Below are 11,287 nucleotides of genomic sequence, written 5' to 3'. Positions count from 1 at the left end.
GGCGAACCGCAAGCGGCTCGGTATCAGCGATGGCTTGATCCGGCTCTCGGTGGGTGTGGAAGATGTCGCCGATCTGCGGCAGGAGCTGGACGCCGCGTTGGGGTAGCCCACAAGGCCGTTTTCCGATGTGCGGCGGCAGAATCGGTTGGCCCATCGTCACCTCAGCGAACTCCTGAGGTTTTCGGCGATTTGTCGCTGGGGAACCATTGCGCTCGCTCCAACAGACCCAGCGCTCCACTTGCAAAAACACGCAAAGATTGGCGGAGCGCCGTAGCTCGCAGACTGATCGGCCGGCATAGTCTGCGGTTGCGGGCGATCTCGTTAGGCCATCCAGGCGATCGCATGCCGAGCTGATTTCCAAGCGTGCCCATAGCGGGCGCGTTGGAGATCGTCTATCCATTGTGGATCGATCGAACGAACACGGTGCAGCATAAGCGATGCCAGCGACAGCAACATTGCGAATATGGGTGATGGTCGCCGGGTTTGTCCTGTGCTGTCTGTTCATGCAGGCCCGCGCGGTGGCAGGCCCCGATTTCAACGGCGACGGTACCAGCGATGTGCTCTGGCGTCAGGCCGATGGTCAGCCGATATTGTGGCTGATGAACGGACTGGCAACGCCGGTACGACAGCCGATCGGGATCGTCGCGGGCAGCGGTGCGAGCATCCTCGGTACCGGAAACTTCGACGGAGCAGGCGATACTGAAATCTTGTGGGTGACCAGCGACGGGTTGCCATTCATCTGGATCGTGTCCGGAGGACAGTTTGCCTACCAGTGCAATCTGGAGCAGGCAATGGTCACGCCCGGAAGCGCATTTCTGGGTATTGGTGACATAGACGGCGACGGTAAGTCGGATGTCCTTTGGCTTGGTCCGGATGGCACCGTCAATGCGTGGTTGACGGATGGCTGTTACGGTGGCAGCTGGGTCGCGCTGGGTTCCGCGCCAGCCTCCGCGTCCGCAGTTGCCGTGGCCGACTTCTACGGCACCGGCAATGCCGACCTGCTGTGGAGTACGCCATCCGGTTACCTGCTGTGGCAGCTCGGAGAAGGCGGAATTCTCTCGACGAGCGAGCTCGACCCGGCGATACCGTTCGGCTGGCAATTGGCAAAAACCGCGGACTTCGATGGCGACGGCAAAGCCGATCTGCTCTGGCGCCTGCCCGACGGTTCGCTGAGCCTCTCCTACATGGATGGTCCGTCGCACAGTGACGCTGCGCTGACGCATGCCAACACGGACGACATCTTTTTCGACGGTTTCGAGAATGGCGGAGCGATAGCGGGCTCGACGTCGTTGCCGTCGAACTGGCAGGTCGTGGATGTTGGTGACTACAACGGTGACGGACATACCGACATCCTATTCACTAGCGATCTGGGGTACAGCCAGATCTGGAAGATGTCCGGGGCCTTGGTGCAATCGACTTATCTGTTGCCACCGACGCCGGACATGCCCTATCCGGGCACTACTGGCTGGGTGCTGCCGCTGGACAGGCCTGTCGTAACCCAGGTCAATGGCCAGGTCAGCGTGACTTGGCCGTCACTGCCAAACATCCAGAACTACGCGGTCTACGCCTCGGCGCAGAACAACCCTACGGCAACTGGCAATGCGCTCACCGTCGACGGGACAACGCTGAGTTACGCACGTAGCGCCCCGGCTTTCGCTGCCGCACGCTACTTCAGCGTGAGCACGAACATTTTCGGCTTGCAGACGCCACCTAGTCCGGAAGCCTATCTGCTCGATTTTGACCAGGTAGATCTGGGTTATGCAGGCCCGATGGCGATCACGGATATCAATGGAGATGGCTGCATCGACATCCTTGGCGCACTGGGCGATTGCCATGGAGGGTTTACCCTGGCCCCGGAGGCGGGCATGGGCCTTTCTGCACTCCGCGCAAACGGCCGCGTCTGGCGCGACCTGCGCGTGGCCGACTTCAACGGCGATGGCATCGACGACGTGATTGCCAATGTGTATTCCTATGGCGGCGATGCCAACTCACGCGTTTTGCTGTTCCGGGGCATCGGCAACGGCCAGTTTGTCGAGGACATGGCGTTCACCGCGCTGGGCCTGGGCGGCTATGGAGAAACCATCGTCGTCGCCGATTTCGACAATGACGGCAGTCTCGATATTTTCCTGCCCAAGTACTCGCAATGCCCTTATTGCACGTCGGCCGACCACAATTACCTGTTGATCAACGACGGTCATGGCAACTTCACCGACATGTCGGTGAGTTCGGGCGTCGCAGCAACTCAATCGGTCTATCTGAGACCCGAAGGCGCGCAGGCCGCCGACATTGACGGTGACGGTCGCATCGACCTGTACGTCGGCAGTCGACTGTTCATGAACCGCACCACCCAACGTGGGCAGCCGGTATTCGTCGACGAAGCCGCGATACGTGGCCTGCAGCCGCAATTCGATGAAGGCGCCAAGTTCATTGACTGGAACAACGATGGGAATCTCGACATGGTTCTGCAGGTGCCGTGGAGCGGGCCGCAGATATGGCAATCCAACGGATACAGTTTTCAGCTCGTCGATGTGATGCCCGCGGACGTCGCATACAACCAGTCGTACGGCATGAACGCAGCCGATCTGGACGGCGATGGGCGCCCGGATCTGGTGGTTGGTGGCGGTTGTTCCACAGGCGCGGATGATTCGTGTTTGCTTGCGACTGGCGCACATTCCCAACCCAAACTGCTGCTGAACCGTACCGACAGGTATGTGCTGAGCGATTTCTACGACGATGGCTACAGCAGCGACAACAACCGCCCGTGGAACGACCTGCAGACATTCGCCGATTTCGACGGCAGCGGGACGATGGACATCGTTTCCCGTTTTCCCGGCGCAGATTCCGATAGTGGAACTCCGTCGGGCGTTATCGATACGAAAATCCTGCTGAATAGAGCCGGCACCAGCCGGGTCATCCATGTCACCGTGCTCGGGCCAAACGGGGAGCGCAACCAGTTCGGTCGGGTGGTGCGCGTGCGCCCGATGGCCAAGCCTGGTTTCGTCATGACCGATGTTATCGACGGCGGATCGGGCTACATGGCCAACACGCCCTACACCCTGCAGTTCGCCGCGCCCTGGTTGGGAGCATATGCGATCGACGTGCGGCTGTCCGATCGGCAAGTCAACGTCGCAGCCGAGGCCGGGCAGAACGTGACGATCTATGCGGATGGCCGGGTGTTTGGCGCTGCGAGTGCCCCGCGCGTGACCCTGATGTCGCCACCCAAGCAGTGAGTTGGGTCGACGCCACTAAGGGGGCAGCCGGCTTATCTCTTCAAAAGTCGCAAACGGCGTATCGAAGTCCGACCAGCCAAGCGCCAAACCAGCGGGTCATTGGTCGAGCGGATGGATAGCGACGCCGAACACCTGCGCGCTGATTCCTCGAGGTTTGTACACGCGGAATTCGAGGCTGGCATCACCGGCTTTTACTTCGAATTCGACGAGCTTCTGATAGCGCGCAGTACTCCCAGTGAGGATTGCCTGGGTCAAGGAGACAGTCTGGCCGTTGCGTTGCGCTGTGACGTCGATCGGAACAGCGCCATTGCCGTCCAGTGCCAGATCGAACGCTGACGAATAGTGGCCTGCGGCCAGGTCAAGATAAGGCCCATAGACGAGAAATCCTTCCCCGTCGGCGGCTGCGGACCGACTTATCGAGCCGTCGGCATCGGCGCGCAATTTGCCGATAGTCGACGGCATATCGCCGGCACCCAGGTATCTCGTACCTCGGTCCGCCAATTGCTGCATCAAATGAACCCGGATCGGATCGAGATCCAGCGGCGCGATTGCGTGGTTCGTGCAGTAGGGCCTCAGGTCGAAGAACGCGAATTGGGCGTCCTGGCTGACGATCGGTGCGGCCCCGAGCTGCTCCTGCCACGGTCGCTCGACCGCTGCCACGTCCTTCACCATGTTACGGTGCAGAAGGAGACCCGAAAAACCATATGCACAGAGATAGGGGGCCTGCTGATCGGGTGTCAGTTGGGAAGCTGCTTCGTACCAAAGCAACTGCGGTGTGTTCAGATCGCCGCCAAATGTGAAATGCAAGGTTTGCGTCGAGATATAGGGTCGCAATTGGTCTGTGTAGTAGACCCCTGGCAGAACCCAGTCCGAGGCGTGATGGATAACGAAAGGGTACTGAAAGACGCGACTACCGGCAGGAAACTCATGCTCGATCTGTGCGAAGAAGCGCTGGTCACTGTAGAACGTGCTTGGGTTCTGCTGTTGGATCGGGCTGGGAATCTGGTCCCAGAGCGCAAATGCCAGCACCGCGATGAATCCTGGCCATATGACGACCGCCGCAGCCGACGTCGGGATCCAGCGCCGGCGGAGCCAGAGCAGGCTATAACGCAAAGCCCAGAATGCGGCGAAATAAGCAAAGAAGCCGATGAACAGGATGATGCGATTCCAGCCGCGCGCTTCAGTCAGGGGGAAAGTTGGTCCAAACAGCCAGTTGCTCGCAGTGGAGATCATCGAGCTGACGCCACCCATGCTGGCGATGAGTACGCAGATCAACACGATCAAGCCGGCTATGCGCAAGGTTCCGAGTCTGTCCGATCGCGACGGCAGCAGTGCGGCGAAGAGGCAGATCAGAAAGCCGATCGCGCCAATCAAACCGAGTGAGGTGGTGCTGTTCTCGTTGTTCAACGGATGCGCGGCGTCGTAGGCGGCGCGGACATGCGCCAGCAAAGGCCAGCGGTGACCCTGCACCGGCAGAATGATCTGGATCATCTTGAGCGGAAACGTCTCGGCTCCGCCATAGCCGCTGATCGACTGGTTGTTGATCGCCAGCGCTAGTTGCGGGTCGGCAAGCCAGCGTTCGATCGCGGGCTGCACGACCAGCGGCACCAGAGCAATGACAGCGAGTCCGAAGCCGATCAACACCGGGCGCCAACTCTGCCGGTACCAGCCTGCGAATGGCGCTACCGAAACCGCCAGCGCGGCGAAGAAGAACTGGTGATACGGATGGAAGGAGCCAAGCAGAATCAGTAACGCCAGCACAAGCCACAGGCGTCGGTCGCGAATGTCAAAGCGCCAGCCACCGGGTCCGATCCGATACGCCAGCGGTCGTGCCTGCCAAAGCAAGACCAGCACCAGCGCCAGCAACGGAATCAGGTAATAGCTCGATTCATACAGGTGTCCGACGCTGCGCTGAAAGTGATAGGGCATCAGCGCATACAGCGTCGCTGCACCGAAACGGAATGGATTGGACAGGCCAAGACGACCAATGACCCAATATGCGCTTGCAAAAATAAGCAGAAACGTCGCCAGGTAGTAGTAATTCATCGCACTGATCGTGTTGCCACCGACCAGATAACCAGCCCACATCAGATTCGAGTTCGAGTGCTGAAGAGCATCGTAGGCATAGCGCCAAGTCTCTTTGCTCTGCAGTTCAAACGGTGCGTGTAGGCGCACATTTATATCATCGTTAATGTAGTCCTGATCGTAGTAGGCGAGCATCCATAGCGCATCGCCGTTATAGACCAGAGGCGCATTGAGATCGAGCCGCGTTATGCCTCCAACCCATACGAACAAAATGGAAAACAGAATGAGCGCAAGAATCGCTTGGCCCGCGGCGCGCACTCGCTTTTCGAAAGCTTGGCGCTTTTTGATCTGATCGGCATCAACCGAACGACGAATGATTGATGTCATCTATTCTTCCTAGAATGCTTTGCGCAAGGAGATAAGAGGCAGCAACTGGAAAGATGCGGCGTCGACGATTGGAATCGCAAGCCGAAATCGGAAGCATCCCGTGACGAGGCGGAAGTAACCATTGGGCGCTCGCCATATAGTGGTTCGCTGCCTGATCATAAGCCGCGAGGTGGAGGCTCTCCGGCTAATTGTCGGGTCGCCTGAATACGGCGAGAATCGATGTGCCCCACGGCAAGGCCAGTTTATCGACCAAGCCGGCTTCCAGCGAAAATATACGAGTTGCCAGCGAGTTTACTAGCTTGGAAGGCACCCTGTGGGAATTTTCCAAATGTGCCTGGATCTCCTCGGCGGTCGATGATTTCCCTGGCTTAAACAACATACGGCTAAGGAATAGCGCGGGGCTGAGGAAGAACATGAAGTAATTCGTTCGTAGAAGCTCCATATCAACCTGCGCGCTCAGCGCCTGAAAATCTTTTCTTGAGTAACGCCTTTGATGGCCGGCCAATTCGTCGTTGTAACTCCAGAAGAATTCAAGCGCCGGCACGGCGACAAATAGCAGGCCGCCTGGCCGAAGGCTTTTGCGCACTTGGCGTAGAGCTTCGACGTGGTCTGGGACGTGTTCAAGTACATCAAGCAGAAACACGACATCCCAGTCTTCCGACCATGCCAGATTCAGCAGGTCGATCTGATAACGCTCGGCAAATGCACCGACGACTGGTTCGGCCAAGGCCAGGGCTCGCATCGATCCATCGCCTAGAGCAAGCTCCCGGAATCGTCGGGGGATGCGGTCATGCAGGTACTCGACCCAACCGCCGCATCCACCTCCGAGGTCGATGGCGCGCAGGTCGTCGCGATCCTTGAATCGCCGCGCGAGTTCGCTCTCGAAAACCTTCAGCAGGAACTTGTGCCGCCCGCGATACCAGAAATGTTCGCGCTGCATCAGCAGCATGTCATCGAACGCTGCTTCGTTGAAGTCATAGCTCGGTGGTTTCGAGCGGTTCGCGGGCACCAAGATGCCGTTCTCATCACGAAAGCGCTCATCATGGATACTCGTCATGTGGGTCTCATCTGTCCATAGGCCAGCGCGCAAGCACACCACAGAGAGCGGGCTGATGCGACGCGTGATTTTCGCATACCGATTCGCGTCAGTGCCGCCAGCATGGCGCCAGCTCGATGACTCCACCGATCAACGCGCCCGCGAGTGTGATCGCGAAGATGGCCAGCGACAATGCAATTGCAGGTTCCCCGGCAACACCAAGGTAGCCCAGGCAACCAACCAGACTGCCTTCGCGCAGCCCGATGCCGCCGATTGACACGGGCAACAGCATTGCCAACGACGTGACGCCGACGATCCAGGCCCAGTCGGACAGCGACACCGAGAGGCCGAGGTTGATAGCCAGTATCGAGTACATGCCAAGCGCGATGAACTGCAGCATGAGGCCGAGCAGCAGACTCGCCAGCAATCGCCATGGTGCGCGCGCGAAATCCCGCCACGCGTGTATGAGGCGCAGCAGCACTGGCGACAGACGCTGCAGCCGTGGAAGCATCGCCGCTCGCACGATCGTTTTCTCGGCCATCGCGTGTATTGCGGGAATGTTGAAGACGAACAGCCCTCCGATCAGCAGCACGATGAGCCAGAGGAAGATCTGGCGCAGCGGACCGGGTATCGCGTGCGGCGTCAGCGCCATGCCACCGGCGGCGACGAGCAGCAGCGTGATGGTCCCGATCATGCGATCCATCGCGACCGATGCAGCGAGCCGCTCTGCATCGGCGCTGCCCTTCGCGAGGCGATACGCCTTGACTGCTTCGCCGGCGATCTGGCCCGGGAGCACAACTGCGTAGAACTGGCCGATCAGGGTGAGCTCGAACAAATGGCGGAATGCAAACCGCGGCGCGAACAATTGCCAGCGCGCGGTCGCGATCGGCCAGGAGAGCACGAATAATCCGAGCGCCGCGAGCAGATAGGGCCAGCTGAATTGTCGAAATGTGTTCAGTATCTGGTGGATATCGAGGCGCCAAAACAGGATGCCGACGAGCAACAGACCAAATAAGAGCTTAAGAACGTTGCGCCATGCGGGCGAACGCCAGGCAGGCACGCGCGGTGAACCATCCGACCCTCTCATCGCATCCATCGCCGGCCGACATCGCGCAATCCGAGATCCAGCAGATGAGTGACACGCGTCGGGCAATCAAACTGCGCAAGCGCGTGGCGATATGAGGCGTAGTCACGCTGTCGACTCGATTGAGCATCGCGATGCACGCGATAGAGCACGCGCGGTTGCGCCAGGAACACGCAGGTCTCCCTTCTACGCAGCTGCAGCAGGTGAACCACGTCAGAGCCCGGCCACATCGGGTCGGGAAACGGCGCTTCCAGCAGGCGTTGCCGGCGATAGATGACTCCGGCCCGAGTCGCGAACGAACCGAGTACCGGCCACCAGGGCGGCAGCTGCCGTGGCACGATTTTACCGAACGCGCGCGAGCAAAGATCCAGTAGCCTCGCATTGCTGCGCAGACCGGTGATGACAATGTCGATGTTGTCGCGCAACGCGGGCTGGACGCGCGCATAGAAATCGATGTCAGCGAGAATGTCATCTGCATCGAGCAGCTGCACAAAGTCGCTGCGCGCTTCGTGGGCCAGACGGTTGTAGGCGCCTGCAATGCCCGCATTGCGTTCGCTGCGTATCAATCGCGCGCCAACGGCCGCACCATGCTCGGCAATAAAGTGTTCGATGCGCGAAGCGGAATCATCGCTCGATGCATCGTCGAGGAACACGATCTCTGCCGGTATCGGATCGAGCATGCACAAGTTGTTGAACAACTCGTCGAGAAAACGGGCCGAGTTGAATACCGGGATGCCAAGCGAGATCTCAGCCATGGGCGATGGCGACAGCGCGCAAGGTGGACGACGAGCCGGCAATGGCATCCACCGCGATTTGCAGCGGATAGCTGGCCAGACCCAGCGGGCCCGTATTGCCGATGTCGCGCCCACTCAGGTAGCCGAGTGAGCGTCCGATAAGAGGGGTGTGCGCCAGTCCCAGTGACGCGCAGGCCATACCCGCACGTTCGATCACATCGCGCAGGCTAAGTGCGTCGAAATGCAACAAGTGGCGCGGAAGGTAGTAGCCGAAATAGGCTGGGCCGAACACGCGTGCCCACACACTGCGTCGGTTGGGGACCTCGATAAACAGACGTCCGCCCGGGCGCAGCGTTGCCGCCAGTTCGCCAAGCAGATGCAACGGCTGCGGGTGATGTTCGAGCACGTGGCGGAGGAATATCGCGTTGTAGCGCGACGGATTCGCGCGCCATTCGTCGTTGGACCGGTAGTTGACCGTGGTTCCGATGTTCGCGAGCGCAGGCGGCGCTACGTCGTGGAAGTCGACCGCCGTCACTTCGATCGCGCAGCCGCGCGCGCGACCGATGCGCACCAGCCCACGTGCGAGTGCACCATCACCGCAGCCGAAATCGAGCGCGCGAAAGTCCGTGGCCGCCGACGTTGGAGAATCACCCAGCTGGCCATTGAGATAGCGATCGATTGCGTAGTCCCGCAAGCGTTGCGCGGTGCTGTCCATGCGTGGGAAGTCTGCGGTGCTGCGCTGTTCGTAAAGCTTGGGCAACTCGCTTTCGAGAGGGCGCGGATTGGTGAAGGCGGCGTTACAGTCAGCGCATTCGTCAATGCCGTAGTCACCCGTGTGTGATTCATGATCCGGCGCAGTCAGCATCCGGTGCAGGCTGGCGCCGGCGCAGATCGGGCAGCGGCTCAATGTTTCGGTTTGCAGCATCAGGGGCTCCCGGCGAATTTCGCCGCGCCGAGGGGGGCTATTGCCAGCAGCGTCTGCAGTGCCAGGCGGTGGTCGTATTGTCCACGCCCATGCTCCTCATTCAGTCGTCGCCAGAACACTGGGTTGATGCCGAGCATGGGGTCGACCTGAAGTCTGCCTTCATGCAGCCAACGCCCAATCGGCACGCCGAAGCCCTGCTTGCCGCGTGTGAGCACCTCGGAGGGCAGCAGCGGCCTGGCGGCCTGACGCAGGATGTACTTGCTGGTGCTCCCGCGCAGTTTCATGTCAGCCGGCAGGCGGCGCAGGAAGTCGACCAGGTCGATGTCCAGGAACGGCGCGCGCACCTCCAACGAATGAAGCATGCTTGCGCGGTCGACCTTCACGAGAATGTCGTCCTGCAGGTAGAGGCGGATGTAGTACGCGATCGTGCGTTCAATTATGTCAGTCGACGCACAGCTGTCCCAAGCGTCAATCGCCTCGCTATAGACGTCATCCAGATCGGCTGGCGCGTTGAACAGTTGATCCAACTCCGATGGCGCCAGCGGAGACATCCAGACCGGCAGCCAGAGATGCGGAGGATGATCGAGACCCCGTAGAGTGCGCTTCGCGCGGAAATCGAAGCTCATGTACCGATGAGAGACCGGCAAGCGCGCCGCAAGCAGCGAGATCGCCCTGTGAACGGGCTTCGGTACCCATTTCTCGTAGGCGCGAGCATAGCGCAGCGCACGGAATGGATCGTAGCCCGCCAGCAGTTCGTCGGCGCCGTCGCCGCCAAGTGCGACCGTGACGTGGCGGCGCGCATGCTGGCAGAGCAGATAAGTCGGTAGCATCGACGAATCGGCAATGGGCTCGTCCCAGCGCGCAGCGATGTCCGGCAGGATGTCGAGTGCACGCTGGATCGACAGGGTTTCGATCTGGTGGTCGGCGCCGATGTGCGCAGCGACCTGGCGGGCGTAGCCGGTCTCGTCGAAGCTCGCTTCCTCGAAGCCGATCGAGAAGGTCTTCAGGCGATCACGACCCGTGTGGTGTATCGCGAGCGCGGCGACGGTCGAGGAATCCAGCCCGCCAGACAGGAAGCAGCCGACCGGAACGTCGGCGACCAAGCGGCGTGCAACCGCCTTGTCGAGTAGCGCCGAGAATTCCTCGGTCCAGCGCGTCTCCGCATCCACGGGCCGCGTCTCGAACGGTTCGGGCTGGTACTGCCACCAGCGTTCGATGCGCGCAGTGCGCGCGCCCAGATCGAACGTGAGCGAATGCCCCGCCGGCAACTTGTTCACGTCGACGAAGAACGTGAGCGGTGCCGGCACGAAACCGTGCGCGAAATACTTGCGCAGCGCGCGCTCCGACAATTCACCGCGCACACTTGGATGCTCCCGCATCGAGGTGAGTTCGGAGGCGAACACCAGCGTGTCACCGCGCAGGCTCCAGAACAGGGGTTTCTTGCCGAAGCGGTCGCGCGAGAAGAAAACGCGGTGCCGCACGCGGTCGAGGATCGCGAATGCCCACATCCCGTTCAGATGATGCGGCAAGCGCTCGCCCCACTGGCGATAGCCGTGCAGCAGTACTTCGGTGTCGGAATGATCCGAGACGAAACGCGCGCCGAGCTCGGTCAACTCACGGCGCAGCTCGCGGAAGTTGTAGATCTCACCGTTGAAGACAATCGTGTATGCATCGTCGGCGGTCGACATCGGCTGGTGGCCGCCGGCGATGTCGACCACGGACAGGCGCCGCTGACCGAGAAACGCACCCTGGAGCGGATCGGCCAGGAAACCCTCGTCATCCGGTCCGCGATGACGCACGCGATCGGTCATGCGCCGAAGCACGTCGGCATCGCCGTTACCAAAAAAACCCGCGATCCCGCACATG

The 11,287-nt window shown here is 60.5% G+C and carries 7 protein-coding genes and 1 pseudogene; 2 read left to right on the top strand and 6 right to left on the bottom strand.

The genetic code is table 11. From position 1 onward, the window contains the following. Position 1: 1 nt before the first annotated feature. Both ABD002_RS09665 and ABD002_RS09660 read left to right on the top strand, forming a co-directional pair. Positions 2–106, top strand: a pseudogene (locus ABD002_RS09665) (PLP-dependent transferase); the annotation flags it as partial. A 364-nt stretch (positions 107–470) separates the two neighbouring features. Next, positions 471–3,230: an FG-GAP repeat domain-containing protein gene (locus ABD002_RS09660; protein ID WP_343790135.1), complete on the top strand. Its 2,760-nt coding sequence runs from the start codon at positions 471–473 to the stop codon at positions 3,228–3,230. Between the two features lie 96 nt (positions 3,231–3,326). Here the strand turns inward: ABD002_RS09660 and ABD002_RS09655 are convergent, their stop codons facing one another. The 6 genes from ABD002_RS09655 to asnB all read right to left on the bottom strand — a co-directional run bounded on the left by ABD002_RS09655 (position 3,327) and on the right by asnB (position 11,286). Next, positions 3,327–5,642, bottom strand: coding sequence for a hypothetical protein (locus ABD002_RS09655; RefSeq protein WP_343790132.1), 2,316 nt, complete (start codon positions 5,640–5,642; stop codon positions 3,327–3,329). Positions 5,643–5,826: 184 nt separating this feature from the next. Further along, on the bottom strand, positions 5,827–6,699 hold the full coding sequence (locus ABD002_RS09650) for a class I SAM-dependent methyltransferase (protein ID WP_343790129.1): 873 nt from the start codon (positions 6,697–6,699) through the stop codon (positions 5,827–5,829). Between the two features lie 88 nt (positions 6,700–6,787). Next, positions 6,788–7,738: a lysylphosphatidylglycerol synthase transmembrane domain-containing protein gene (locus ABD002_RS09645; protein WP_343790126.1), complete on the bottom strand. Its 951-nt coding sequence runs from the start codon at positions 7,736–7,738 to the stop codon at positions 6,788–6,790. A 23-nt stretch (positions 7,739–7,761) separates the two neighbouring features. Further along, a complete protein-coding gene (locus ABD002_RS09640; protein ID WP_343790123.1) occupies positions 7,762–8,517 on the bottom strand; it encodes a glycosyltransferase in 756 nt (251 codons plus the stop codon). Next, on the bottom strand, positions 8,510–9,421 hold the full coding sequence (locus ABD002_RS09635) for a class I SAM-dependent methyltransferase (RefSeq protein WP_343790120.1): 912 nt from the start codon (positions 9,419–9,421) through the stop codon (positions 8,510–8,512). Before ABD002_RS09635 ends, ABD002_RS09640 begins: the two co-directional genes overlap by 8 nt. Next, positions 9,421–11,286, bottom strand: a complete 1,866-nt coding sequence (asnB, locus tag ABD002_RS09630; protein WP_343790117.1) for an asparagine synthase (glutamine-hydrolyzing) — start codon at positions 11,284–11,286, stop codon at positions 9,421–9,423. The genes ABD002_RS09635 and asnB overlap by 1 nt, the downstream gene beginning before the upstream one ends. Position 11,287 lies beyond the last annotated feature (1 nt).

It is taken from the genome of Dokdonella soli, assembly GCF_039523175.1.
In the GTDB taxonomy this organism is placed as follows: domain Bacteria; phylum Pseudomonadota; class Gammaproteobacteria; order Xanthomonadales; family Rhodanobacteraceae; genus Dokdonella_A; species Dokdonella_A soli.
This window is presented reverse-complemented; position numbering and strand designations above follow the sequence as displayed.